At 67.0% G+C, this 25,308-nt stretch carries 19 protein-coding genes and 1 riboswitch; of the genes, 9 read left to right on the top strand and 10 right to left on the bottom strand.

From position 1 onward, the window contains the following. Nucleotides 1–39 precede the first annotated feature (39 nt). Entirely contained in the window at nt 40–933 is an 894-nt protein-coding gene (hslO, locus tag AB4Y98_RS18580; RefSeq protein WP_442244898.1) for an Hsp33 family molecular chaperone HslO, read from the bottom strand. Between the two features lie 77 nt (nt 934–1,010). Between hslO and mtgA the strand changes: the two genes are divergently transcribed. The 3 genes from mtgA to AB4Y98_RS18595 all read left to right on the top strand — a co-directional run bounded on the left by mtgA (nt 1,011) and on the right by AB4Y98_RS18595 (nt 3,276). Further along, on the top strand, nt 1,011–1,760 hold the full coding sequence (gene mtgA / locus AB4Y98_RS18585; RefSeq protein WP_223496198.1) for a monofunctional biosynthetic peptidoglycan transglycosylase: 750 nt from the start codon (nt 1,011–1,013) through the stop codon (nt 1,758–1,760). 105 nt (nt 1,761–1,865) lie between these two features. Continuing rightward, nucleotides 1,866–2,885, top strand: a complete 1,020-nt coding sequence (locus tag AB4Y98_RS18590) for a glycosyltransferase family 2 protein (RefSeq protein ID WP_223496197.1) — start codon at nt 1,866–1,868, stop codon at nt 2,883–2,885. Then, nucleotides 2,845–3,276 carry a CBS domain-containing protein gene (locus AB4Y98_RS18595; RefSeq protein WP_223496196.1) on the top strand — a complete coding sequence of 144 codons (432 nt, stop codon included), beginning with the start codon at nt 2,845–2,847 and terminating at the stop codon, nt 3,274–3,276. The genes AB4Y98_RS18590 and AB4Y98_RS18595 overlap by 41 nt, the downstream gene beginning before the upstream one ends. A 656-nt stretch (nt 3,277–3,932) precedes the next feature. Here AB4Y98_RS18595 and AB4Y98_RS18600 read toward each other — a convergent pair. The 4 genes from AB4Y98_RS18600 to AB4Y98_RS18615 form a co-directional block, all read right to left on the bottom strand. Beyond that, complete coding sequence (locus AB4Y98_RS18600; protein ID WP_442244899.1) at nt 3,933–5,906, bottom strand: AsmA family protein; 1,974 nt, start codon at nt 5,904–5,906, stop codon at nt 3,933–3,935. Nucleotides 5,907–6,019: 113 nt separating this feature from the next. After that, nucleotides 6,020–6,658 carry a PAQR family membrane homeostasis protein TrhA gene (gene trhA, locus AB4Y98_RS18605; protein WP_312107132.1) on the bottom strand — a complete coding sequence of 213 codons (639 nt, stop codon included), beginning with the start codon at nt 6,656–6,658 and terminating at the stop codon, nt 6,020–6,022. Nucleotides 6,659–6,754: 96 nt separating this feature from the next. Further along, the gene (locus AB4Y98_RS18610) at nt 6,755–8,359 is read right to left on the bottom strand and encodes a peptide chain release factor 3 (RefSeq protein ID WP_089236493.1); all 1,605 of its coding nucleotides are present in this window, start codon (nt 8,357–8,359) and stop codon (nt 6,755–6,757) included. Nucleotides 8,360–8,433: 74 nt separating this feature from the next. Then, a complete protein-coding gene (locus tag AB4Y98_RS18615) occupies nt 8,434–9,318 on the bottom strand; it encodes a M23 family metallopeptidase (protein WP_363732110.1) in 885 nt (294 codons plus the stop codon). Between the two features lie 137 nt (nt 9,319–9,455). Further along, a riboswitch (SAM riboswitch) is annotated at nt 9,456–9,574 on the top strand. A 76-nt stretch (nt 9,575–9,650) separates the two neighbouring features. Here AB4Y98_RS18615 and metX point away from each other — a divergent pair. From metX to AB4Y98_RS18630, 3 genes are read left to right on the top strand one after another with little or no spacing between them, the layout of a single operon-like run. After that, a complete protein-coding gene (gene metX / locus AB4Y98_RS18620; protein ID WP_312787834.1) occupies nt 9,651–10,682 on the top strand; it encodes a homoserine O-succinyltransferase MetX in 1,032 nt (343 codons plus the stop codon). Next, on the top strand, nt 10,679–11,914 hold the full coding sequence (locus tag AB4Y98_RS18625; RefSeq protein ID WP_442244900.1) for an O-succinylhomoserine (thiol)-lyase: 1,236 nt from the start codon (nt 10,679–10,681) through the stop codon (nt 11,912–11,914). The genes metX and AB4Y98_RS18625 overlap by 4 nt, the downstream gene beginning before the upstream one ends. After that, nucleotides 11,911–12,978 carry a homoserine dehydrogenase gene (locus AB4Y98_RS18630; RefSeq protein WP_442244901.1) on the top strand — a complete coding sequence of 356 codons (1,068 nt, stop codon included), beginning with the start codon at nt 11,911–11,913 and terminating at the stop codon, nt 12,976–12,978. Before AB4Y98_RS18625 ends, AB4Y98_RS18630 begins: the two co-directional genes overlap by 4 nt. Before the next feature lie 88 nt (nt 12,979–13,066). Here the strand turns inward: AB4Y98_RS18630 and AB4Y98_RS18635 are convergent, their stop codons facing one another. Continuing rightward, complete coding sequence (locus AB4Y98_RS18635) at nt 13,067–14,062, bottom strand: alpha/beta fold hydrolase (RefSeq protein ID WP_442244902.1); 996 nt, start codon at nt 14,060–14,062, stop codon at nt 13,067–13,069. A gap of 137 nt (nt 14,063–14,199) precedes the next feature. Then, nucleotides 14,200–15,582 (bottom strand): L-serine ammonia-lyase, encoded by a 1,383-nt coding sequence (locus AB4Y98_RS18640; protein WP_100460060.1) that lies wholly within the window; start codon nt 15,580–15,582, stop codon nt 14,200–14,202. Between the two features lie 101 nt (nt 15,583–15,683). On the opposite strand from AB4Y98_RS18640, the gene AB4Y98_RS18645 reads away from it, so the two are divergent. Further along, on the top strand, nt 15,684–15,914 hold the full coding sequence (locus AB4Y98_RS18645; RefSeq protein ID WP_312108388.1) for a glutaredoxin family protein: 231 nt from the start codon (nt 15,684–15,686) through the stop codon (nt 15,912–15,914). Nucleotides 15,915–16,012: 98 nt separating this feature from the next. Here AB4Y98_RS18645 and AB4Y98_RS18650 read toward each other — a convergent pair whose 3' ends face one another. From AB4Y98_RS18650 to AB4Y98_RS18660, 3 genes are read right to left on the bottom strand one after another with little or no spacing between them, the layout of a single operon-like run. Next, on the bottom strand, nt 16,013–16,585 hold the full coding sequence (locus AB4Y98_RS18650) for a YceI family protein (protein WP_223496185.1): 573 nt from the start codon (nt 16,583–16,585) through the stop codon (nt 16,013–16,015). Nucleotides 16,586–16,588: 3 nt separating this feature from the next. Beyond that, a complete protein-coding gene (locus AB4Y98_RS18655; RefSeq protein WP_312108391.1) occupies nt 16,589–17,161 on the bottom strand; it encodes a cytochrome b in 573 nt (190 codons plus the stop codon). After that, entirely contained in the window at nt 17,158–17,802 is a 645-nt protein-coding gene (locus AB4Y98_RS18660) for a YceI family protein (RefSeq protein ID WP_394198030.1), read from the bottom strand. The genes AB4Y98_RS18655 and AB4Y98_RS18660 overlap by 4 nt, the downstream gene beginning before the upstream one ends. Before the next feature lie 164 nt (nt 17,803–17,966). Between AB4Y98_RS18660 and AB4Y98_RS18665 the strand changes: the two genes are divergently transcribed. Next, on the top strand, nt 17,967–21,512 hold the full coding sequence (locus tag AB4Y98_RS18665; protein ID WP_442244903.1) for an ATP-binding protein: 3,546 nt from the start codon (nt 17,967–17,969) through the stop codon (nt 21,510–21,512). Nucleotides 21,513–21,608: 96 nt separating this feature from the next. After that, nucleotides 21,609–25,139: a two-component regulator propeller domain-containing protein gene (locus tag AB4Y98_RS18670; protein WP_442244904.1), complete on the top strand. Its 3,531-nt coding sequence runs from the start codon at nt 21,609–21,611 to the stop codon at nt 25,137–25,139. The last annotated feature ends 169 nt before the right edge of the window (nt 25,140–25,308 follow it).

The following is a 25,308-nucleotide window of genomic DNA, read 5'->3' on the forward strand; positions in this document are numbered from 1 at the left end:
CAAGCCTTGTTCCTCCCCAGATACAAGACTCATTCGTTTTTACTGAAGACGTTCAGGTGCCGGTACAGCCCCCTGGGCACCGTGGAACAGTATGCCGAACTCCGTCAACGGAAAGTGATACTCCTGTCCGCAGAATTCGCAACGTACGTCCACCGCGCCGGTGTCTTCGGCAGCGGCACGGGCCTCTTCCTCGCCCAGCGAGAACAGCATCGAGGCGACCCGTTCACGCGAGCAGGAGCAGGCGAAGGACAGGGCCTTGTCACCCACCAGCTCTGCCTTCTCCTCGTGGAACAGGCGGTGCAGCAGTTCCTCGGCAGGGGTGGCCAGCAGCTCGGCCTTGCCCAGGGTGTCGAACAGTGCGCTGGCGCGGGCCCAACCGTCGTCGTCGCCCTCGTCGCCAGGCAGCTTCTGCAGCAGCAGGCCGGCAGCGCCGTCGCGGCCGGCGGCCAGCAGCAGCCGCGTCGGCAACTGCTCGGACTGGCGGAAGTAGTCCTCGAACGCTTCATCCAGTTCCGGTGCGGTCAGTGCGACCAGGCTCTGGTAGCGCTGCGGTTCACGCGGATCCAGGCCGGGATTCTCGATGGTGATGGCCAGCAGGGCATCCTGGCCCAGGTCGGTCAGGTCGCGGGGGGCGTCGCCGCCTTCAGCCAGCTGGACGATGCCGCGCAGGGTGCCGGCGGCGGTGCATTCGGCGAACAGGGTGCGCAGGGCGGTATTGCTGCGCAGCTGGATCGACAGGCGGCCGTCCACCTTGGTGTGGCCGGTGAACAACGCCGACGCCACGCAGGCCTCGCCGAGCAGCTCGGTTGCACTGTCCGGATACTCGCCGTGGGACTGGATGTCCTGCCAGGTGGTCTGCAGGCGCACGTGGACGCCACGGACACCGGCGTCGGGGAGCAGGAAACGGATAAGGGAATCGGATTGGGCGGTCATCGGCTCACATCGCGCGGAAACAGGGATGGTTGCCGGATAATGCGCCGACAACCAGGCATAAGAAGGATGCACCAGTAATGGGGGCAGGGGGAGAGCAGGACAAGGTAGTGGCCGCCGCCGACACGGCGCCGCGCAGGCGCTGGCGCTGGAAGCGGCTGCTGTGGCTGCCGGTGCTGTTCGTGGCTTTCAGCTGCCTGCAGGTGCTGGTGCTGCGTTTCATCGATCCGCCGCTGTCCACGGTGATGGTCTGGCGTTTCGGCGAGGCACTGGGTGAAGGTGACTGGTCCTACCGGCTGCACTACCAGTGGCGGGACCTTGACCAGATGGCGCCGAGCCTGCCCATCTCGCTGGTGGCCGCCGAGGACCAGCGCTTCCCTGACCATAGCGGATTCGACCTGCAGGCCATTGAAAAGGCGCGCGACCACAACGCGCGGGGCGGACGCCTGCGCGGGGCCAGCACGATCAGCCAGCAGGTGGCCAAGAACCTGTTCCTGTGGCAGGGCCGCAGCTGGATCCGCAAGGGCCTGGAGGTCTGGTACACGGTGCTGATCGAAGCCTTCTGGCCGAAGCAGCGGATCCTGGAGATGTACGCCAACATCGCCGAGTTCGGCGACGGCGTGTATGGCGCACAGGCGGCGGCGCAGACATTCTGGGGCAAGGACGCCGCGCGGCTGAGCCCTGCGGAGAGTGCACGTCTGGCGGCCGTGCTGCCGGCGCCGCGCCGCTACAACGCGGCCAAGCCAGGCCCCTACGTGCAGCGGCGTGCGTCGTGGATCCAGCGCCAGGCAAGGCAGCTGGGTGGAGCGGGGTATCTGGCGGAAGACTGAGGGGCACGAGCGGTGCTGGTGGTACCTCGGTATTCGTACGGCAAGCAGGTGCCTGGAACCGTTGACTGACGGGCTGCGCGCCCGTCAACCACGTACAATCGCGCGATGACTCGCGAACGCCTTACTTTCGTCATCGCCGCGCACAACGAGGAACTGGCACTGCCCCAGCTGCATCCGCGGCTGTGCGCGGTACTGGATGGCCTGGTCGGAATCGATGGGCACATCCTGTACGTGGATGATGGCAGCAGTGACACGACCTGGTCGTTGATCACGTCGCTGGCCCAGACTGACCCGCGGGTATCGGCCCTGAAGCTGTCGCGCAACTTCGGCAAGGAGGCCGCGCTGACCGCCGGCCTGGACCAGGTTCGCGAAGGCGCGGCGATGATCCTCGACGCCGATGGCCAGGACCCGCCGGAACTGGTGCCGCAGTTCGTCGAGCGTTGGCGGGAGGGCTACGACAACGTCTACGGCACCCGCCTGGTGCGCGACGGTGAAAGCTGGAGCAAGCGTGCGACCGCGTCGATGTTCTACCGGGTGATAGGCCGCCTTTCGCGCACGCCCATTCCGGCCGATACCGGCGATTTCCGTTTGTTGTCGCCGCGCGCGCTGAGCGCACTGCGCGAGATGCGCGAACGCCACCGGTTCATGAAGGGGCTCTTCAGCTGGGTTGGTTTCCGCCGCGTGGCGGTGCCGTATCACCGGCACGCCCGCTTGGCCGGCACCAGCAAGTTCAGCCTGTGGCGGCTGTGGAACTTCGCACTGGAAGGCATTACCGGTTTTTCGACGGTCCCGCTGCGGGCGGCCACCTACATGGGGCTGGCCACAGCGGGCGTTGCCTTCGTATTTGCCATCTGGGTGATCGCCAAGGCGGCGATGTACGGCGACCGTGTGGCCGGGTGGCCGACCATGATGGCGGTGATCCTGTTCCTGGGGGGCGTGCAGTTGATCGCGCTGGGGCTGATCGGTGAGTACCTGGGGCGTCTCTACGAGGAATCCAAGCAACGGCCGTTGTACCTGGTTGACGCATGGTTGGCCCCTTCCGTGGCAGACTCGGACCTGCAACCCACCCTGGGAGGGCAGGCAGATGACGTCGGTACGGCAACTGTTGGACGGCAAGTCCCCTGAAGTGCATGCGGTCGCACCTGGCGCGGCGGTGATCGATGCGATCCGGCTGATGGCGCAGAAGGGCATCGGTGCGGTGCTGGTGATGGACGGACCCCGGCTGGTCGGGATCCTGTCCGAGCGTGATTACGCACGCAAGATCGTGCTACACGATCGTTCGTCGCGCGATACCGCTGTGTCGGAGATCATGACCGCGAAAGTAGTGACAGTGAGTCCCGCTGAGCAGGTGGAACACTGCCTGCAACTGGTGACCGATTACCGCATCCGCCATCTGCCGGTGGTCGAGGGCGGGCAGGTACTGGGGGTGATTTCCATCGGTGACCTGGTGAAGTCGGTGATCGATGCGCAGCGGCGCGAGCTGGATCAGCTGCAGCAGTACATCGTGGCGGGGTGAGTTCTGTCGCTGGCGGGCCTGCGGCCCGCCGGCCCGCTTTTCGAAGCCGGAGCAACGGCAAGTGCAAAAGCAAAGCGGCGCCTGCCTGATGTGCGGGGAGGCGGAGGGTATCGCCGTGCAGGACACGCCGTAAACCCATCCCTGGGGGCTCGATGGCGCCTTGCTCGTGTGCGCTGTCCTGCGCACACGGCAAGACCGGGGTTTGGCGTCCTGCCCAACCCGCCCGGCGCATGCGCCGGGCCCATGGCGCCAACGGTCCTGCACGGCCATACCCTCCGCCTCAGGACACGTTCCTGCGAGCGCGGTGGCTTTCATCCCGACAATCCGCCGTTGGTAGATGCCAACCTCGGTTGGCACAGCTTTGGATTCTGCTTTTTTCTTTTCTTTTGACTTTGAATTCCTGCTCTCGTTTCGCGCGCGCGGGAAACTGTCCGAAGCCGGAGCAAGGCGGCAGGCAGGACCGTGAGGCGCATGGATGCGCCGACCGAGCCCCCATGGGTGAGGGCGCTTTGCTTGCGAAGCACTGCTTCGCAAGCGGCCGAACGCACAGCCGCCAGCGGCTGGGCCGGACCGCGGAGCGGGGTTTACGGCGTGTCCTGCCTGTCGCCTTGCTTCGGCTCTCCGCACGGAAAACAAAGGCGCCGCGAACGCCCGCTCTACTTCGCGTAGTGCCCACCGCAGTCGGCATCCTTGCCCGGCCCCAGTTCGATGGTGGCCAGCAGTGCCGCCGGCGGCGCGATGCTGCCCAGCGTCAACGCCACCGCACCCCGGATACCCAGCGCCTTGAAGTCCGGGCGGAACGACGGGTCCTTGAAGGTGCCGCCGATGCGCAGCGGCGAGCGCAGCACCAGGATGCTCCTGTCCTTCGGCCGTGGCTTCAGCAGCAGGTCCAGTGTTTCATCGCGCAGGCTGACATCGCCCTCGCCGAGGATGATCGTATCGGTGGTGTCCACTGCCATCGACCGGGTATGCATCAAGCCCTCGCGCACGCCGAAATCGGCGAAGGCGCAGCGCAGGGGAATCTGTTTGTCGCCGGTGAACAGGAATTTCAGCGACTCGGTGATGTCCAGCCCCGCCACTTCCATCAGCAGGTTGCCGACATGGCCGCGGCCCATGCCCAACGCCACGTTGCCGCTGCTGCTGCCGAGCATCGCCGCGATCGAGTTGCCGTTGCCGGTCAGATCAATGGCGCCGCTGATCCCCCCCTTGGCCTGCTCGGCCAGCTTGGCATCGGGGAACAACTGGCCCAGCTGCACGCCGCGCACGCTGGCTTTCAACGAGGTTGCGATCTGCGGGCGACGTGCGTCCATGCGGATCGTGCTGCGGATGTCGCCGCCAGCAACGCCGAAGTTCAGCGGGTCCAGCCGCAGTACACCATCATCCAACAGCAGGTGTGCATCCATGTCGTCCAGCGGCAGCTTCGGCGCATTGATGCGCTGGGCCTTCCAGCGTACGTCGGCATCCATCGCGCGAAGCTTGCCGAGGTTATACGGCGTGGCCGGCAACACCTTTGCGCTGGCGGCCACACGTGCGGCCTCGGCCCGCTGTTCTGCATTGGCGGTCTCGCCGCCACCGGTCTTCGGGGGGGCACCGACGAAGCCTGCAAGGTCATCGAAATCGAGGCGGCGCGACACCAGGTTCGCGGTCATCCGGGGGCGTTCCCTGGAGACATCGAACTGCACATCGCCGCCCAGGTCGCTGTCGCCGACTTTTCCGGTGAAGCGCTCGTAACGCCACACCTGGTGATCACGCTTCAGCCGGCCATCCAGTGCGTAGGGCGGGGAGGGCGGAATGGCGATGCCCAGTAATGGATACAGATCGGCCAGGTCTTGCCCGCTCAGCGCGAACTGCAGGTCGAACACCTGCAGCTGGAACGGGTTGGTCAGGGTGCCAGTGGCGACGGCATGGGTCGCGCCAGCGCGGCCATCCAGATGGATGCGGAAAGGATGGGCGCTGTCGGTCAGCTCCAGCGGCGATTCGGTGCCGCCGCTCAGGATGAAGGGATTGCCCCGCCAGCGGCCCTTGCCGGCCACCAGCAACGGTGGTGCAGCGTCGGCCTGTTTCGGTTGCCCGCTACGCACGTTCACCAGGATGTCGGTGCGGCCGAGTGCGTCGAGGAACTGCAGGCGACCATCGTCGATGTGCAGGCGCTTGAGCTGCGGTGTGGTGCCGCCCCTGCTCTCGCCGAGGAAGCTCCAGTTGCCCGGGTCGCCCTTGCGTGGAGCCGTCTCGAGCAGCACGTCAGGGCGGGTCAGGCGGATCTCGGGCAGTTGCACGTTGCCGCGCAGCAGGGGCCACACCCGCACGTCGATCTCAACCCGGTCTGCGCTGGCCATGTTCGGCTGTTTCGCCCAAGGCGCATTGGCGAAGGTGAGGGTATCGGCGCGCACGGTGGTGGTACGGCCGAGTTCGACATCCAGGTTGCCGATGTGCAGGGCGCGCCCGGTACGCGCCTGCACCGCACGTTCGACCGGGCCTTTGAACCAGTTCCAGTCCCACAGGGCGATGAGGACCAGCAGTGCTGCGAACAGGAACACCAGCACGGCGAGCCAGCGCTGCCCGCGGGGACCGGGGCGACGCAGGCGCCAGCGCGGCGCCTTGGAATCAGCAGGAGCAGAGGCAGCATTCACACCGCCATGGTTGCCCCGTCGGGGTGGACGGGGCGCGAAGCGATCATATGCATCGTGTGCAGAGCCGGTGCCTGCTCGCCGGCCAGGGGCCTGGCGTTACCCTCAATACGGGATCACAGCACCTGTCGGGTCACGGCGACGAAGTGGCAGACGCTGCCACCGATCACGAACAGATGCCAGATCGCGTGCGAATAGGGGATGGATTCGCGGTGGTAGAAGTACGTGCCCAGCGTATAGGACAGGCCGCCGCCGAACAGCCAAGCCAGGGTGCCACCATCGATCGAGGCCCACATCGGCTTGATGGCCACCACCACCAGCCAGCCCATGGCGATGTAGATCACCGTGGACAACAGCTTGAAGCGGCCGGTGTAGAACAGCTTGAACACCACGCCGCCGAGCGCCAGCGCCCAGATCGCGGTGAACATGCCCCAACCCCAGGGGCCGCGCAGGCCGATCAGGGTGAACGGGGTATAGGTACCGGCGATCAGCACATAGATCGCGCAATGGTCGAACACCTTCAGGCGGCCTTTGGCCTGCGGGTGCTGGATGGCGTGGTATAGCGTGGAGGCGGTGTACAGCAGCAGCAGGGCGATGCCGAACACGATCGCGCTGGCCAGCTGCCAGCCATCGCCGTAGATCGCAGCCAGGGTGATCAGTACCGCGCTGGCGGCCAGGGCAAGCACCGCGCCCAGCCCGTGGGTCAGGGCGCTGGCAATTTCTTCACGGATCGAAACAGCGGAAGTCGTGGACATGGCATGGGCATCGTCTGCAGGGAGGGGGACCTGCACCCCCCTATCATCGCCGCGATGGCGGGCGCGTGCACCCCCGCCACCGTATGGTCGCTGCAATCAGTTGCCGGTGACCGTATGCGCGGCTTCGCGGGTTGCCGAGAAACGCACGTCCGGCGCACGTTCCTGCGCCAGCTGCAGGTTGACCCGGGTCGGCGCCAGGTAGACCAGGTGGCCGGCCGCGTCGAGGGCCAGGTTCAGCGCGTTCTTCTCGCGGAACTCCTCCAGCTTCTTCTCGTTGCTGCAGTGGACCCAGCGCGCCGTGGTCACGCTGACCTGCTCGAAGGTGGCTTCCACGCCGTATTCGTCCTTCAGGCGGTAAGCGGCCACATCGAACTGCAGCACGCCCACCGCACCCAGGATCAGGTCATTGCTGGTCAGCGGACGGAAGAACTGGGTGGCGCCTTCCTCGGACAGCTGTGCCAGGCCCTTCTGCAGCTGCTTGAGCTTGAGCGGATCGCGCAGGCGGGCGCGACGGAACAGTTCCGGGGCGAAGTTGGGGATGCCGGTGAAGGTGATCGCCTCGCCTTCGGTGAAGGTGTCGCCGATGGAAATGGTGCCGTGGTTGTGGATGCCGATGACATCGCCCGGCCACGCCTCGGCGGCGATTTCACGGTCGCTGGCCATGAAGGTCAGCGCATTGGCCAGCTTCATGTCCTTGCCGGTGCGAACGTGCAGGGTCTTCATGCCGGCAGTGAACCGGCCCGAGCAGACGCGCATGAAGGCCACGCGGTCACGGTGCTGCGGATCCATGTTGGCCTGGATCTTGAACACGAAGCCGGTCAGCTTCGGCTCCTGCGGGGCGACTTCGCGGCCGGTGGTGGAGCGCGCCTGCGGCGACGGTGCGTGCTCGACGAAGAAGTCCAGCAGCGGCTGCACGCCGAAGTTGTTCACGCCCGAACCGAAGAATACCGGGGTCTGCTTGCCGGCCCGGTAGGCCTGCAGGTCGAACGGGTGGCTGGCACCCTGCACCAGTTCCAGTTCGTCGCGCAGGTCGGCCAGCATGCGCTCGCCGATCTTCTCGGCCAACCCGGGCGAATCGATCGACGGGAAGATGGTCGAATCCTGACGGGTGAAGTTGCGGCCCTGCTCGTACAGATGCACTTCGCCGGTGATCAGGTGGACCACGCCCTTCAGGCGCTGGCCCATGCCGATCGGCCAGGTGACCGGTGCGCACTGGATGCCGAGTACGCTTTCAACCTCATCCAGCAGGTCGATCGGCTCCTTGCCCTCGCGATCGAGCTTGTTGATGAAGGTCATGATCGGGGTGTCGCGCAGGCGGCACACTTCCATCAGCTTGATGGTGCGCTCTTCCACGCCCTTGGCCACGTCGATCACCATCAGCGCCGAGTCCACCGCGGTTAGCACGCGGTAGGTGTCCTCGCCGAAGTCGGCGTGGCCCGGGGTGTCGAGCAGGTTGATGATCTTGCCTTCGTACGGGAACTGCATCACCGAGGAGGTGACGGAGATGCCGCGCTCCTTTTCCAGCGCCATCCAGTCCGAGGTGGCGTGGCGGGCAGCCTTGCGGCCCTTCACCGAGCCGGCCATCTGGATCGCGCCGCCGAACAGCAGCAGCTTTTCGGTCAGCGTGGTCTTGCCGGCGTCAGGGTGGGAAATGATGGCGAACGTGCGGCGACGCGACGCTTCGGTGGCGACTTCGGACATGGCAGTGGCGCCCGCACGGGGCGCTTTTCAAAGAGATAAGCGCCCGATTATACCGGCCTGCCGGCGTCGGCGGGTCAGCGCCCGGCGCTGGCGTCGCCGCTGCCCTCACGGGCGAAGTGCAATTCGCCCTGCGGGGCGAGGATGCGCACCGGCACCGAACGCAGGCCCATGCCCCGGTTGAGCTGCACCACGAAGTGCAGGTGCGGGGCGGTGCTGTAGCCGCTGTTGCCGGACAGGCCGATCGGCTGCCCAGCCTGCACGGCCTGGCCGGGACGCACGCGCATGCCGCCGGCCTGCAGGTGGGCGTACATCGCCATGCTGCCGTCGCTATGCAGGATACGAACGAAGTTGGCGCGTCCGGCATCGCGTTCACGGTCCAGGCCATTGCCGCGGAAACCGTCCTGTACCTGCATCACCGTACCCTCGCGGGCGGCCAGGACCTGCGTTGCTTCGGACAGGGCAAAGTCGATGGCGTCGCGGTTCTCCTCGTCATCGTGGCTGAACCGGCCCTGCGGCGCCTGGTCCACGCGCAGCTGGGCAGCCTCGAACGGCAGGCGATAGGCGACGTCTTCGGCGCGCGCGGCCGGATTGCCCGGCACCGACTGCAGACGAAGATCCAGTGCCTTGCCGTTGGCAGGAGAGGGAAGATGGCCCACTACCAGGCTGCCGGTGGCCTGCACCAGTGACTGCAGCGGCAGGCCCTCGACCTGTGTGCCGGGGGCCGCGCGCAGCTCGATCTGCACCGGGCCGGACAGCGGATTATCGATCCGCGCCTGCCACTGGTCGCCCAGCGACTGCAGGCGGAGATGGGCCATCGGCGCCGCTTGCGGCGCCGCCTCGGCACTGGGCGCAGCTGCAGTCGTTGGCACCAGTCCCCAGCCCTGGCGCCAGTCGGCGGCGTTCGCGGGGGCGCTCGCCAACAGGGGCAGCAGGAGGCAGGACAGGGGCAGGCGGCGCATCGGAGGCTCCAGCGACATGGACCGACGGGACTCTACGCAAGCTGTCGGGACGGGGGAAGCGTGGGGGCTTCGCATTCATCCATCTCTTTATCCGTATGAAGGGATTGACATGCCCGAAAAGGACTGGCATCGTGGCTCCACCATCGAGACCGGCAGAGGGACAGGCCCTTTGAAGCCGGGGCAGCCCGCAGACGCGAAAGCGCCTGCGTAGGTGCCAAATCCTGCGGGGACCGTGGCGTCCACCGAAAGATGGTTCGAACCTGCACCCAACGTGCACTTCGAACGCGAGCCCCGCGAAGGCTCGATGGCCGATTTCCCTACCGGAACCAGCCATGAGCTTCGCCACCAGCACCGTGCTTCGCCCCGAACCCTTTGTCCCCGTCAGCGTGCCGGTCGATGACCGCGTGCACGCCGAGCGCGGCGAGTTCGCCGCCGTGCTGTCGATGCGTCATGCCGGCCCTTGCCCGGTACGCCTGCGCTACGAGTGGGTCGGTCCCGTCAACGCACCGGTGGTGGTGCTGGCCGGCGGCATTTCCGCGCACCGCCATGTGGCCTCCAATGCGCAGTTCACCGAGAAGGGCTGGGCCGAAGGCCTGGTCGGCAGTGGCCGCGCACTGGATCCGCAGCAGCTGCGTGTGCTCGCGTTCGATTTCATCGGTGCCGACGGCGCGCTGGATGTGCCGATCGATACCGCAGACCAGGCCGATGCGTTGGCACTGCTGCTGGACCACCTCGGCATTCGCGCGCTGAAGGCATTCGTCGGCTATTCSTATGGTGCGCTGGTCGGCCAGCAGTTCGCGATCCGGCATCGTGCCCGGGTACGCCAGCTGGTGCTGGCCAGCGGTGCGCACCGCCCGCACCCGTATGCCGCCGCCTGGCGTGCGCTGCAGCGCCGTGCCGTGGCGCTGGGCCAGTTGCAGTGTGGCGAAGACCACGGCCTGGCGCTGGCCCGCCAGTTCGCGATGCTCAGCTACCGCACGCCGGAAGAATTCGGCGAGCGCTTCGACGCAGCACCGGAAGTGGTCAATGGCCGCGTCCGTGTCGCCGCCGAAGATTACCTCGACGCCGCTGGCGCGCAGTACGTGGCGCGCACGCCGGTCAATGCCTACCTGCGCCTGTCCGAGTCGATCGACCTGCACCGCGTGGACCCGAGCGCGATCCTGCCGCCGACCGTGGTGGTTGCCGTTGAAGGCGACCGCCTGGTTCCGCTTGCCGACCTGGTCGGCCTGGTCGAGGGACTGGGCCCACGCGGCAGCCTGCGCGTGCTGCGCTCGCCCTACGGTCACGACGCCTTCCTGAAAGAAACCGATCGCATCGACGCGATCCTCGCCACCGCCTTCCGCACTTCTGGAGAGTCCGCATGAGCCTGCACGCCGCTGAACCGTCCTGTTGTCGCACCACCGCCGCCGTCCGCGCCGGCATCGATCGGGATACCGCCCATGGCGCGGTCACTCCGCCGATCGTGCTGTCGTCGAACTTCAGCTTTGAAGGCTTCGGCAACAAGCGCCAGTACGACTACACCCGCAGTGGCAATCCCACACGCGACCTGCTGGGTGAAGCGCTGGCCGAACTGGAAGGCGGCGCCGGCGGTGTGGTGACCGCCACCGGCATGGGCGCGATCAACCTGGTGCTGAACGCACTGCTGCAGCCCGGCGACACCCTGGTGGTGCCACACGATGCGTACGGCGGCAGCTGGCGCCTGTTCAACGCGCTGGCGAAGAAAGGCCATTTCGAACTGGTCACTGCCGACCTGACCGACCCGCGCGCGCTGGCCCAGGCCCTGGCCACGCAGCCGAAGCTGGTGCTGGTGGAAACCCCGTCCAACCCGCTGCTGCGCATCACCGACCTGCGCTTCGTGATCGACGCGGCGCACAAAGCCGGTGCGCTGGTGGTGGTCGACAACACGTTCCTGTCGCCGGCATTGCAGCAACCGCTGTCGTTCGGCGCGGACCTGGTGCTGCACTCCACCACCAAGTACATCAACGGCCACAGCGACGTGGTCGGTGGTGCGGTGATTGCCCGCGATCCCGCCGTGCATGAACAGCTGGTGTGGTGGGGTAATGCCCTGGGCCTTACCGGCTCACCGTTCGATGCGTTCCTGACCCTGCGCGGCCTGCGTACGCTGGATGCACGCCTGCGCGCGCACCAGGAAAACACCGCCGCGATCGTGGCGCTGCTTGATGCGCATCCTGCGGTGGCCAAGGTCTACTACCCGGGCCTGGCCGATCATCCGGGCCACGCCGTTGCCGCGCGTCAGCAGAGTGGTTTCGGCGCGATGCTGTCCTTCGAACTGGCCAGCTGTGCCGGCGATGATCCGCATGCTGCTGTACGTGCGTTCGTCGATGGCCTGCGTTACTTCACGCTGGCCGAGTCGCTGGGAGGCGTGGAAAGCCTGATCGCACACCCGGCGACCATGACCCACGCCGCAATGACTGCCGAAGCACGCGCGGCTGCGGGCATCAGTGAAGGCCTGCTGCGTCTGTCGGTCGGTATCGAGGGCGAGCGCGACCTGCTGGCTGATCTGGGCAGCGCTCTGGCGCGCGCCGAGGCGGTGATCGATACGGTGGCACGCGGCAAACAGGTGGCAGACGCATGAGCGCTTTGCCTGTCGAGATTCCGCTGCTGGGTACTGGCCGCCTGGCGCTGCTCGGAACCGGCACCGTCGGTTCGGCCTTCGTGCAGCGCTACCAGGCGTTGCAGGCGCGTGGGCTGGAACTGCCCAGCGTGCAGTGGCTGGCCAATTCACGCACCGCGCTGGCGATCGACCGCGATCTGGCGTTGCCGCTGGAACTGGCACGGCGTGCGCCGCGTGATGGGCAGAGTTCGCCGCCGTGGGCCAGCGCAGAAGGGCTGGAGCGTGGCGACGTGGTGGTCGATGCCACCGCCAGCGAAGATGTAGCGGCGCGCCACGTGCAGTGGTTGGCGCGCGGTGTGCACGTGGTGACCGCCAACAAGCTTGGCTGCGGTGCGCAGCTGTCGCGCGCGCAGGCCATCGCCGATCGTTGCGCCGACAGTGGTGCGCGTTACGGCGACAGCGCCACCGTCGGCGCCGGCCTGCCGTTGCTCAGCAGCCTGCGCGCGCTGGTTGCCGGTGGCGACCACATCCATGCCATCGAGGGCGTGCTTTCCGGTTCGCTGGCGTGGCTGTTCAATCGTTATGACGGCCAGTCGCCGTTCTCGGCGGCGGTGCGTGAAGCGCTGGCGGCCGGCTACACCGAGCCGGACCCGCGGCTGGATCTTTCCGGCGAGGATGTGCGCCGCAAGCTGTTGATCCTGGCCCGCAGCAGCGGATTGGCGCTGGACGCGTCGCAGGTGCAGGTCGACTCACTGGTGCCGGATGCGCTGGCTGCGCTGCCGCTGGAAGATGCAGTGAATGCGCTGGAGCAGCTGGATGCACCGCTGCAGGCACGTTGGCAGCGGGCGCGCCACAACGGCCGGGTGCTGCGTTTTGTCGGGCGCGTCGATGGCGAGGGTGCGCAGGTGGGCCTGCGTGAGCTGGCTGCCGACCATCCGCTGGCGCAGGGCGCGGGCACCGACAACCGCGTGGCCATCCACAGCGATCGCTATCGCTCACAGCCGCTGTTGATCCAGGGACCGGGCGCTGGCGCGGAAGTGACCGCAGCCGCGCTGCTGGATGACGTGCTGCGGATCGTGGGGTAAGCGGCTGATCGACGCACTGCAGCCAGGCATGGCCTGGCTCTACCGAGGGCGTGTGTAGCGCCGGACCACGCCCGGCGGTTATGGAACCTCAACGCGCTTTGAGCACCTTCAACAACGCCGCATTGAACTGCTTCGGGTCCTGCACCTGCGGCGAATGGCCCAGTGCTGCGAACTCGACCAGGGTTGAGCCGGGTATCGCCGCCGCTGCCGATTTGCCCAGTGCCGGGTAGTTGCCCAGCGTCGCCTTCAGTTCGGGCGATGCCTGGTCACGGCCGATCGCCGTGCGGTCCTTCTGGCCGATGAACAAGGTGGTCGGCACCTGCAGGTTCTTCAGTTCGTAGACGACGGGTTGGTTGAACACCATGTCCGACGTCAGCGCCTGGCTCCAGGCCACCTGCTGCTTGCCCGCGCCTTCGTACATGCCCGACTGCATGCGCGCCCACGGTTCATACGCCGGCTTCCACTTGCCGTCGTAGTACACCTCCAGCTGGTAGCGGCGGATGCTGTCATAGCTGATGTTCATTTCGCCGGCATACCACGCGTCCACGCTGCGCCAGGGCACGCCCAGCGCCTTCCAGTCTTCCAGCCCGATCGGATTGACCAGCGAAAGACTGCGCATGTCCTGCGGATACATCAGCGCATAGCGGATGGCCAGCATGCCACCCATCGAATGCCCGACTACGTGCACCGGCACGTCACCCAGTTGCAGCTGCTGCAGCAGCGCATGGGTATTATCGGCCAGCTGCCCGAAGGAATACTGGTAGCGCTCGGGCTTGCTGGATTTGCAGAAGCCCACCTGGTCCGGCGCGATCACCCGGTAGCCTGCCGCCACCAGCGGTTTGATCGCCTCCTTCCAGGTCGCTGCGCAGAAGTTCTTGCCATGCAGCAGCACCACCACGCCGATCGGCTTCTTCTTCGGCGCGACATCCAGATAGGCCATTTCCAACGCCTGGCGCTGCGACTCCAGCGCAAAGGTCTTCACCGGATAGCCGTAATCGAACCCCTCCAGCCGCGGCCCGTAGGCTGGCGCAGCGAGAGCGGACAACGGAACGCAGGCAAGCAAGGCAGCAGCAATCACGCGCATGGGACATTCCGGGGCAGGGGATGTCTGAGCCTAACCGGAAAGCGGGGACGGTGTTGTCCGACAAGGAAGCACTCTGCAGAGCCAGGTCGATGCCCGGCCCTGCAGTGGAGCCAGGCCATGCATGGCTGCGCCAATCATCAGCACTCGATGACGTTCACCGCCAGCCCGCCGCGGCTGGTTTCCTTGTACTTGTCCTGCATGTCGCGGCCGGTATCGCGCATGGTCTTGATGACCTTGTCCAGCGACACCTTGTGCTTGCCGTCGCCGCGCATGGCCATGCGCGAGGCATTGATCGCCTTCACCGCACCCATCGCGTTGCGCTCGATGCACGGAATCTGCACCAGGCCGCCGATCGGATCGCAGGTCAGGCCCAGGTTGTGCTCCATGCCGATTTCCGCCGCGTTCTCGATCTGGCTAGGGTTGCCGCCCAGCGCCGCGACCAGGCCACCGGCGGCCATCGAACAGGCCACGCCGACCTCGCCCTGGCAGCCCACTTCGGCGCCGGAGATCGAGGCGTTTTCCTTGTACAGGATGCCGATCGCCGCCGAGGTCAGCAGGAAGTCGAACACCCGCTGTTCGTTCGCGCCCGGGCAGAAGCGGTCGAAGTAGTGCAGCACCGCCGGCAGTACGCCCGCCGCGCCGTTGGTGGGTGCGGTGACCACGCGGCCACCGGCGGCGTTTTCTTCGTTCACGGCCAGCGCGTACAGGTTGACCCAGTCCAGCGTGGTCAGCGGGTCGCGCATCGCCGCTTCCGGCTTCGACGACAACTCGCGGTACAGCGCCGGTGCGCGGCGGCCCACTTTCAGGCCACCCGGCAGCACGCCTTCCTCACGGATGCCGCGCGCCACGCAGGCCTGCATCGCGCTCCAGATCTCGCGCAGGTTGTCGCGGATCTCGTCTTCGCTGCGCCAGCATTTCTCGTTCTCGAACATCAACTGGGCGATGCTCAGGCCGCTGCGGGCGGTCTGCGCCAGCAGCTCGTCGCCGCTCTTGAACGGGTAGGGCAACGGCGTTTCATCAGGCACGATACGGTCATCGGCCGCGTCGTCCTGGTTGACCACGAAGCCACCGCCGACCGAATAGTAGTCGCGGGTGGCCAGCACTTCGTCATCGGCGTTGTACGCGGTGAAGCGCATGCCGTTGGTGTGGTAGGGCAGCTTCTGCCGCTTGTTCAGGCCGAGGTCGCGCTTTTCGTCGAAGGCGATCTCGTGCTGGCCCATCAGCATGATCCGCTTGCTGCTGCGGATGCGTTCCAGCGTGGACGGGATGATGTCCGGGTCGATCAGGTTCGGGCGCTGCCCTTCCAGTCCAAGCAGGATCGCCTTGTCGGTGCCGTGGCCGCGACCGGTCAGCGCCAGCGAGCCGTACACATCGGCACGGATGCGCGCGACCTCTCCAAGCTTGCCCGGGTCGAGCAGCCAGCGATGGATGAAGCGCTCGGCGGCCCTCATCGGCCCGACGGTGTGCGAGGAGCTCGGGCCAATGCCGATCTTGAAAACGTCGAACGTGCTGACAGCCATGGTTGCCGTACTGCGGGTACCGGGAGAGACCGCTATTCTAGCGGTTCACGCCGCACTTCCATGACTGCGGCGCAGCATTTCCGCCAAGGGAGCAAACCCCGGTGTTGACCCTGTTCCAGCGTGACGACTGCCATCTGTGTGACATGGCCCTGGCCGAACTGGCCAAGGCACGGGCGCCAGAGTTCGAATCGGTGTTCCTCGATGACCAGCCGGCGCTGGAGGCGCGCTATGGGGCGCGGGTGCCGGTGCTGCGCGATGAGCGCGGTGGGTGGGAGCTGGACTGGCCATTCGATGCGGCCACGGTGCAGGCCTGGCTGGCCACCGAGCGGTAGTGCCGGCCGCTGGCCAGCGGCTGCCTGGGTCCATGTAGTTGCCGGCCAGCGGCCGGCACACTACAGGAGGTGGCCGGGGCCGTGCCCCGGCCCGTTGCTCATTTCGCGTCGAACTTCACGATCGTGCTGATCGCGGTTTCGTCCGGGATGGTCTTGGTATCGGCCCAGTCGCCGCCGCCGACACCGAAGTCCAGGCGCTTGACCGTGGCTTTGCCGGTCAACACAGGCTGCGCGCCGGGCTTCCAGGTGAAGGTGAAGGTGACCGGCTTGCTCACGCCGCGCAGTTCCAGCGTGCCATCGGCGGCGAACTGGTCGTTGCCGAGCGCGCGGAAGCCCTTTGCGGTGTAGCGCGCGGTAGCGAACTTGCCGACGTTGAAGAAGTCCGCTTCCTTCAGGGTCGAGTCGCGGTCGCTGTTGCCGCTCTTGGCGCCGGCCAGGGGAATAACCACGTCCAGCGAACCTGCGGAGGGATTGGCCGGGTCGAAGCTGAGCTTGGTGGCAAAGCCCGGGAAGCTGCCGGTGAACACTTCACCATCGTATTTGGTGGCAAAGGCGAGGAACGAACCGGCACCAGGTGCCTGGGTGTAATCGGCGGCGAGCACCGGTGCGGTGGCGAGCATGCCGGCAAGGGCGGCAGCCACGGCGGCCGGGGTGGTCAGTTTCAGGTTCATTGGTCAGTCCTTCTGGGGAGGGGCAAGCCAGCCACGCGGCAGCATCCGGGACAGGGTGGCATCGCGCTGGAACATGTGGTGGTAGAAGGCAGCGCCGGCATGGGCCAGCACCACCGCGATCAACAGCCAGAAGCCGTATTCGTGCAGGGTATGGGAAACCGCCACGACCTGCGGGTCCGGTCCGCTCAGCTTGGGCACGTCGACCAGCCCGAACCAGCGGAACGGGCGCAGGCCGCTGGCCGAGTCGTACAGCCAGCCCGACAACGGGATGGCGAACATCAGCACGTACAGCAGCACGTGGGTGGCGCTGGCGATGCGCTCCTGCCAGCTGGGCACGCCGGGTACCGGCTTGGGGGCACCGGCATACAGGCGCCAGCCCAGGCGCAGCACCACCAGTGCCAGCACGGTGATGCCGATCGACTTGTGCGCGGTATAGACCCAGAAATACTTGGGCGTCTTGGGCAGCTCGCCCATGGTCAGGCCGACGATGCCCAGGGCGAGGATCAGCAGTGCGATCAGCCAGTGCAGGGTCTGGCTGACACTCCCCCAGGCGGCGGGGGTGTTCTTGGCGGTCATGAAGGGTCCTTGGTGGCCGTCTGGCTGTCGGAGTAGGGTTGAGGCATGGGAGTTCCCGGAGCGTCGCTGCGGTCGAGGGTGGCTTCAGCCTCGATCCGCACCTGCACCGCATCGCCGATCACGCCAGGCCAGGCGGTGATGCCGAAGGCGCGCCGGCTCAGCGTCGTCGTAGCGGAAAACCCCGCAGTACGCCGGAACGGTGGCAGCGGGTAGCGTTTGATCTGGTTCAACGTCACTTCCAGCGCGACCTCCTGGCTGACCCCGCGCAGGGTCAGGGTGCCCAGTACGCGTGCATGGCGGGCGTCGATCGGTTCGACATGGCGGGAGACGAAGCGTGCGGTGGGGAAGCGGTCGCCATCGAGCAGGCTGCGCGCCAGCGTGGCCTGGTTCCACTTGGCATCGCCAAGGTCCAATCGCGCTACCGGAATCTCGACGTCCAGCGTCGCCTCGCGCCAGTTGTCGCTATCGAAGTGCAGTTGGCCCTGGCTTCCGGAGATCGTGCCCAGCGCCTGCGAGTAGCCGGCATGGTCGATCGCGAACAGCACCCGGGTGTGCACCGGATCGATGCGGTAGGCATCGTTGCCCGCCCAGGCGGGGGCGATGGCAAGTAGCATCGGCAGCAGGGCCAGGCAGTGGCGCATCGGCGGGGGCTCCGGGAAAAAGACCGTTCGATCATACCCACAGCCCCTGCGCAACGCTGTGTGCACGGCTGCAACAGTTCGTGGTGCCGATGTGGCCGGAAACAGGCTGTTGCAGCGATGGCTGCAGCCCTGTGTGACAATCGGCACAGGACAGGGGGTTCAGGATGACGAGCGGCTGGCGCCGGTGGTGCCAAGGCATTGCAGGAGCAGGTCTGGTGCTGTTGGCGCTTTCGGCTGCAGCGGCGACCTTGGACATGGCCGGTGAAACACCGCGCCTGCGCCGTTTCGGCGCGGCCGAGGGATTGCCCTCGCGCATGGTGGTGGCGCTGGCCGAAGACCGACAGGGCCGCGTGTGGGCCGCCACCGACGGCGGCCTGGCCCGCTATGACGGTGGGGAGCTGCGGGTCTGGCAGCACGACCCGGCACAACCGGATTCACTGCCCGGCAACGAGATCGAAACCCTGCTGATCGACCCGCTCGACCGGGTGTGGGTTGGCATCAACGGCAAGGGGCTGGCCCGCCTGGATGCCGACCGCGAGCGCTTCAAGACCTTCGAGTCCGTCACCGAAGGCTGCCAAGGGCAGTTCTGGACCTTGGCCTATGCCGAGAACGCGCTGTGGATCGGCAGCAGCAGCCATGGGGTCTGCCGCTTCGGCGAAGACGGCTCGTTGCGCCATTTCCAGCATGATCCGGCACAGCCCGGCGGACTGCCAAGCAACACGATCTTCAGCAGCCTGGTCGACGCGCAGGGACGGCTGTGGGTGGGAACCGAAGCCGGTGTGGCGCGTTGGAACGGCCACCTCTTCGAGGCCGTGGCACCGCGGGAACTGAAAGCGGTCAGTGTGCTGCGGCTGAGCCGCGATGCCGATGGCGCGATCTGGGTCGGTACACAGAACGACGGCCTGTACCGCATCGACGCGCAGGATCGGGTGACGCGACCGGCCTGGTCCGACAGTGCCCGCCTGCGCTCGGCACTGGTCCTGGCCGACAGCCACGGAGGCTACTGGGCGGGAACCTCCGATGGCCTGCTGCGTGGTGACGGCGAGGTGTTGCGCAGGCTGGAAGGGGACCGTGGCAGTGGCTTCCTGACCGGCCATAGTGGCGTGCTCGACCTGCTGCAGGACCATGAGGGCGGGCTCTGGGTAGCACTGTTGACCCAGGGTCTGGCTTACCTGCCGCCCGACTGGCGACGCTTTTCGACCTGGTACCAGTTCGACGGCAAGCCGCTGGACAGCCAGTACCTGTTGAGTGCTGCCAGCGACGGTCGCAGCTACTACGTCGGATCTGCCCATGGCGTTTACCAGATCGATGCACAGGGGACGTTGAGCCTGCTGGCCAGCGACCGCGAACTGGGTAGCGGCGCGGTGTGGTCGGTACTGCCGCGTCCCGATGGCAGGCTCTGGCTCGGCCGCGCGGGGCGCATCAGCGTCTACGATCCGGCCACCGGTGTGCTGCGCGACTGGCGCATTGGCGGCGGCGCCGATCTTCGGCAGCGGATCGACCTGATGCGGCAGGCGCCCGATGGCACGGTATGGGTCTCGGTAATGAACCTGGGCCTGCAACAGCGAAGTGCCGATGGCCGCCTGTTGCGCAGTTTCGACGGGGCTACGCTGCGAGGCAGCACCGATGCGCCGGTCGAGCAGATCCGCTTCGATGCTGCCGGGCGGGCCTGGGTGGTCGGGGAGATGGGCATCTGGCGCGAACAGGGGGAGCGCTTCGAAGCAGTACCTGGCGTTTCCAAGGGGCCCATCTACGATCTGGTATGGATCGATCCCCGGCAGATGTGGATCGCACGCCAGGGCGCGTTTGAGCGTTACCAGTGGGATGGCCTCAGCCTGCGCCTTATCCAGCGCGTCGATGCCAGTGCCGGCGTGCCGCCGGTCAGCATGGGAGGGCTGGCCCTGGCCGGCAACGGGCAGTTGTGGGCGACAACGCCCCGTGGCCTGCTGCGCTGGGATCCGAAACACCGTCGCCTGCAGATCTTCAACGAGCGCGACGGCCTGCTCGATGCCGAGTTCACCGGACGCCCGCCGGCGATCGCTGCCGATGGCCGGGTACTGGCCGTTACCCAGACCGGTATGGTGGGCTTCGATCCGAATGCCGCCGATGCCGAACTGCCACCGTCGCAACTGGTGATCGCGCAGGTTCGCGTCCGTCGCGATGATGCGCGCGGCTGGCAGCCCCTGCCGACCTCCGGTCTGCTGTTGCTGGGGCCCGATGACCGTGATCTGCAGATCGATGCGCGGCTGCTGTCCTACGCCAGCCCGCAGGGCAACCGCTATCGGTTCCGGGTGGAGGGATACGACCAGAACTGGGTCGAACAGGGCGGGGRTGGCCAACGCACGTTGTCGCGGCTGCCACCCGGGGCCTATTCGATCGAGGTGCAGGCCGCATCGGCCAGTGGCCCGTGGACGCCCTCGCAGCAGCTGCACATAAAGGTATTGCCCCCCTGGTGGCGCAGCAGCATGGCGATCTTCGGCTATGTGATGCTTGGCTTGCTGTTGCTGTTGGCACTGCTGTGGTTGATCCGCAGGCGGTTGCGGCGGCGGCAGCAGTGGCAGTTGACGGTGCACAAGCAGCAGATCGCCGAGCAGGCATCGCAGGCCAAGAGCCGCTTCCTGGCGACCCTTGGCCATGAGGTTCGCACGCCGATGACCGGCGTACTGGGCATGAGCGAACTGCTGCTTGCCACCGAACTTGACCCGGTGCAGCGCAGCTATGCCGGCTCGATCCAGCAGGCCGGCAGCCATCTGCTGCGCCTGGTCAACGACGCGTTGGACCTGGCACGGATCGAGGCCGGCCGACTGGAACTGGACATCCGGCCGTTCGACCTGGGCGGACTGCTGGACCAGGTGCAGGCGCTGATGCAGCCGATGGCGCAGCAGCGCAGGCTGGCCTTCCAGCGTGAGGGGGACCTGCCAGGCCCGATCTGCATCAGTGGCGATGAGATGCGCGTCCGCCAGATCCTCCTGAACCTGCTGGGCAATGCGATCAAGTTCACCGAGCGCGGCCATGTCGGTCTGGCGGCGCGCCTGGACGAGAACGGCGGCATGGTGACCTTCGAGGTCAGCGACAGTGGGCCGGGCATCAATGCCGAGCAGCAGCAGCGCCTGTTCCACCGCTTCGAACAGGCCGATGGTCCGCGTACCGCCTCGCGCTATGGCGGCAGTGGGCTGGGCCTGGCGATCTGCCAGGAGCTGGCGGTGGCGATGGGCGGCCGCATCGATGTCGACAGCCAGCCGGGACGTGGTGCACGTTTCGCCGTGCGGCTGCCGCTGCCATGGAGCAGGCAGCAGGCCTCCAGCGATGGCGAGGTGGCGTTGCCGACGCTGCCTGCACTGCGGATCCTGCTGGTCGAGGATGATGCAACCGTTGCCGAGGTCATTGCCGGCCTGCTGCGCAGCCGGGGCCATGAGGTGGTGCACGTGCTGCATGGCCTGGGCGCGCTGTCGGAGATTTCCACCGAGGGCTTCGATGTCGGGCTGCTCGACCTCGACCTGCCTGCACTCGACGGCACCGCCATCGCCCGCCAGCTGCGCGCGCTGGGCTACGAGTTGCCGTTGGTGGCCGTTACTGCGCGCTCGGACACCTATGCCGAGACGCAGGTGCTTGCGGCCGGATTCGATGGTTTCCTGCGCAAGCCAGTGACCGGCGATCTGCTGGTTGCGGCGATCGCCCAGGCGCGCAGTAAACGCCAGATCATCAGCTGAGTACGGCATCCTGCGGCGTGAATCCCGCAACTTTCGGTTTACCATGCCGACGCCCACGGCGTGGGCATCATCAACAGCAGCGTGAGGAGGCCATCGGTGGTGTATCTGCGGGCAGTGACGCTGCTGATGCTGCTGCTGTGCTGCCTGGCGCCCGCTGCCGCGCAGCCGGTGCCGCCTTCGCCGCGGCAGGTCACCGTGTTCGATGGGTTGCCATCCAACACCGTCAACCGCATGGCCGAAGACCGCTACGGCTACCTGTGGATTGCCACCAACGATGGCCTGGCCCGCTACGACGGGCGCAACTACCGCATCTGGCGTTCCGAGGACGGCCTGCGCGACAACCGCATCTGGAGCGTGCTGGTCGATGCCCGCAACGAGCTGTGGATCGGCACTGAAAATGCCGGCCTGGTGCGGATGTCGGCCGACCGCCGACAGCTGCGCTTCTATGACCGCAGCAGCCAGCCGCTGATGGGCAGCAACACGATCTGGAGCCTCGCTGCGACGCCGGATGGCGCGATCTGGTTTGGCACCCACGAGGGCGGCCTGTATCGACTGGACAACAATGATCGTCTGCAGCGGTTCCTGCCCGAAGCGAACAACCCGCGCAGCGTACCGGCCGCATCGGTACCCTACCTGGCCACGCTTGCCGACGGCAGCCTGTGGGTCGGCACCAAGCATGGCGTGGCGCGCTGGACCGGCACCGATTTCGAACGCATCGGCGGCGATCTGGTGCCCAGCCTGCTGATCAATGGACTGACCGCCGAACCGGATGGCAGCCTCTGGATCAGCACGCTGGCCGGGGCCACCGTGCGGCGCCCGGATGGCCGTTTCGAATCCGTGCCCTGGACATTGCCGGCCGGCGACCAGGTGCTGGGCATGATGCTGCGCGACGAGCAGGGCGGGCACTGGCTGGATACGCGCAGCGGCCTGGGCCGAGGCATCGATGGCCGGTACCAGACAGTCCCGCTGTACAGCGCCATCGCCCGCGGCCTGGTGCGGCCGAACTGGACCGGCGCCTATGAGGACCGCGAAGGCGGCATCTGGCTGGCCAGTACCAATGCCGGCCTGTGGCACCTGCTTCCGCGCTGGTGGCAGTTCTCGGTGTTCTCGCGGCTGGAGGATGATCCGTCCTCGCTGCGCAATTCCTATGTGCTCGGTACCAGCCCCTCCAGCAATGGCGGGGTGTGGACCGTCGGCAGCCATGGCGCGCTGGACCGCTTCAATCCGCGCACGGGCGTGATCGAGCAGCACCGCACCTTCGTCAACGGCATGCACTGGCTGACCTCGGTGCGCGAAGACCGGCAGGGCCAGGTGTGGGTGGGCTCGACCGACGCCCTGATGCGCTACGCCCCGCGTCGTGGCGAGCTGAGGCGCTGGGGGCGGGACTCGGGCGCGGACGCGACCATGGAAGGCAACATCGAGGCGATGATGACCTGCGATGGCGACAGCCTGTGGTTGATGCTGGCAGCGGGCCTGCAGCAGCGTGACCTGGATGGGCATGTGCGCCGGCAGCTGGAAAACGGCCGGGATGGTCTGCAGGCCGGTCAGCTCAATCTGGACGTGGAGTGCGGTCCGCAGGACCGGATCTGGCTGGCAAGCAGTCGCGGCCTGCTGCAATGGCAACCGGATGCGCAGCGCTTCCAGCCGGTGCCCGGTGCGCCGGCCACGGCGGTGTATGCCCTGCACGTCGGCAAGGACGGGCAGGTCTGGTTGTCCGAGGATGGTCGCCTGTCGCGGTATCTCTGGAGCCAGGGCCGGCTGGAAAGGCAGGCGGTGGTGGGCGCCGAGCAGGGCTATCCGGCGATTTCCGCTACCGGCCTGGTGGTCGACGCGCAGGGCGTGGCGTGGGCCACCAGTGCCCGTGGCCTGGTGCGGGTGAGTGCCGATGGCGAAAGCGTGCGTCTGTACGGGGTGCACGATGGGCTGCCCAGCCAGGAGTTCCGCGAGCACACCCTGATCGCCACCGCCGCTGGGCGCATGGTGGCGGGTACACCCGCCGGTGTGGTGGTGTTCGATCCCGAGCAGGTGCGGCCTTCCACCCGGCGCGCGCCGCTGGTGATCGAGCGGGTGGAAGTGCGCCGCAACGAGCAGCTGCTGGACCTGACCCATGACACGCCGCTGCAGATCGCCGATGGTGACCGCGACCTGCGTATCGTCGCGCGCTTGTTGTCCTTCGCCGATTCGGCTTCCAACACCTACCGCTACCGGTTGGCCGGCTACGACCCGGATTGGGTCGAGGTGGGCCCGGCAGGCGAGCGCCTGTTCTCGCGCCTGCCACCCGGCGCCTATCGGCTGGAAGTACAGGCGCGCTCGGCCGACCACGTATGGTCGCGGGTGCAGACCCTGGAATTCCACGTGCAGCCGCCATGGTGGCGCAGCTTGTCCGGCCTGCTGGTGCTGGCCTCCATCGCACTGCTGCTGACCAGCTGGTTCGCCTGGTTGTATCGGCGCCGGCTGCAGCGCCAGCACGCCTACCAGCTCGCCCTGCACAAGCAGGATCTGGCCGAACACGCGTCGGCGGCCAAGACACGCTTCCTTGCCAATCTCGGCCATGAAATCCGCACGCCGATGACCGGGGTGCTGGGCATGAGTGAACTGTTGCTGGCCTCGCCGCTGGATCCGCAGCAGCGCGGTTACACCCAGTCGATCCGGCATGCGGGTGAGCACCTGCTGCATCTGGTCAACGATGCGCTGGACCTGGCGCGGATCGAATCGGGGCGCCTGGAGCTGCAGTCCAATGCGTTCGCGCTCAATCGCCTGCTGCAGGATCTGGCCGCGCTGATGGGGCCGCTGGCTGCACAGAAGGGCCTGCGGTTCGTCCTCGACAACCAGTTGCCTGCAGGGCTGCAGGCGACCGGCGATGCGATGCGGGTGCGGCAGATCCTGCTCAACCTGCTGTCCAACGCGGTCAAGTTCACCAGCCGCGGCAGCATCACGCTGCACGCGCGTTGCGAGGAAGGGCCGCGTGGATTGCATTTCGAGGTGCGCGATACCGGTCCGGGCATCAGCCAGGAGCAGCAGCAACGGTTGTTCCGGCGCTTCGAGCAGGCTGACGGCGCGCGCACTGCCGCGCAGTACGGTGGCAGTGGCCTGGGCCTGGCGATCTGCCGCGAGCTGGCACTGGCCATGCAGGGCCGGATCCGGGTGGAAAGCCAGCTGGGCAGCGGTACCTGCTTCGGTGTCAGCCTGCCGTTGCCGCTGCAGCAGGTTGCCGCCGGCGAAGGTGGTGCCGACAGTGATGCCGCCGCTGCTGTGGTCAACATGCCGCCGCTGCGGGTGTTGCTGGTGGAGGACGATGCGACCGTGGCCGATGTGATGTGTGGCCTGCTCACCACCCGCGGCCATGAGGTGATCCACGCTGCCCATGCGCTGGCCGCACTGCGTGAAATCAGCGCGGGTGATTTCGACGTCGGTCTGCTCGATCTGGATCTACCGGGCCTGAGCGGTTTCGAACTGGCCCAGCATCTGCGCAACCAGGGTTACACGCTGCCGCTGCTGGCGGTGACCGCGCGCACCGACCCTGATCTGCAGCAACAGGTGGAAGCAGCCGGCATCGGGGGGTTCCTGCGCAAGCCGGTGACCGGTGAGCTGCTGGTGGAAGCGATCGCCCGCGTGCTGGGGAGGTAGGGGTTCGGCAGGGCTGCGCCCTGCACCTGCCGAATCAACATCAACGTCAACGTCAACGTCAAAAGCGGGCTATCCGTGGGATGGCGGGGTGGGTCCGGTTGCGGGGGACGCCGTAAATACGTCCCTGTAGGCTTGGCCGCGGCATCCATGCCGCGGACACCCCCGCAAC

The sequence above is a fragment of the Stenotrophomonas sp. 2YAF26 genome, from assembly GCF_052114625.1.
GTDB classification, from domain to species: domain Bacteria; phylum Pseudomonadota; class Gammaproteobacteria; order Xanthomonadales; family Xanthomonadaceae; genus Stenotrophomonas; species Stenotrophomonas indicatrix.

Bases quoted from the DNA above. Each gene is read 5' to 3' on its own strand.
- hslO (WP_442244898.1), bottom strand. From the start codon at position 933: ATGACCGCCCAATCCGATTCCCTTATCCGTTTCCTGCTCCCCGACGCC.
- mtgA (WP_223496198.1), top strand. From the start codon at position 1,011: ATGGGGGCAGGGGGAGAGCAGGACAAGGTAGTGGCCGCCGCCGACACG.
- AB4Y98_RS18590 (WP_223496197.1), top strand. From the start codon at position 1,866: ATGACTCGCGAACGCCTTACTTTCGTCATCGCCGCGCACAACGAGGAA.
- AB4Y98_RS18595 (WP_223496196.1), top strand. From the start codon at position 2,845: ATGACGTCGGTACGGCAACTGTTGGACGGCAAGTCCCCTGAAGTGCAT.
- trhA (WP_312107132.1), bottom strand. From the start codon at position 6,658: ATGTCCACGACTTCCGCTGTTTCGATCCGTGAAGAAATTGCCAGCGCC.
- AB4Y98_RS18610 (WP_089236493.1), bottom strand. From the start codon at position 8,359: ATGTCCGAAGTCGCCACCGAAGCGTCGCGTCGCCGCACGTTCGCCATC.
- AB4Y98_RS18615 (WP_363732110.1), bottom strand. From the start codon at position 9,318: ATGCGCCGCCTGCCCCTGTCCTGCCTCCTGCTGCCCCTGTTGGCGAGC.
- AB4Y98_RS18625 (WP_442244900.1), top strand. From the start codon at position 10,679: ATGAGCCTGCACGCCGCTGAACCGTCCTGTTGTCGCACCACCGCCGCC.
- AB4Y98_RS18630 (WP_442244901.1), top strand. From the start codon at position 11,911: ATGAGCGCTTTGCCTGTCGAGATTCCGCTGCTGGGTACTGGCCGCCTG.
- AB4Y98_RS18635 (WP_442244902.1), bottom strand. From the start codon at position 14,062: ATGCGCGTGATTGCTGCTGCCTTGCTTGCCTGCGTTCCGTTGTCCGCT.
- AB4Y98_RS18640 (WP_100460060.1), bottom strand. From the start codon at position 15,582: ATGGCTGTCAGCACGTTCGACGTTTTCAAGATCGGCATTGGCCCGAGC.
- AB4Y98_RS18650 (WP_223496185.1), bottom strand. From the start codon at position 16,585: ATGAACCTGAAACTGACCACCCCGGCCGCCGTGGCTGCCGCCCTTGCC.
- AB4Y98_RS18655 (WP_312108391.1), bottom strand. From the start codon at position 17,161: ATGACCGCCAAGAACACCCCCGCCGCCTGGGGGAGTGTCAGCCAGACC.
- AB4Y98_RS18660 (WP_394198030.1), bottom strand. From the start codon at position 17,802: ATGCGCCACTGCCTGGCCCTGCTGCCGATGCTACTTGCCATCGCCCCC.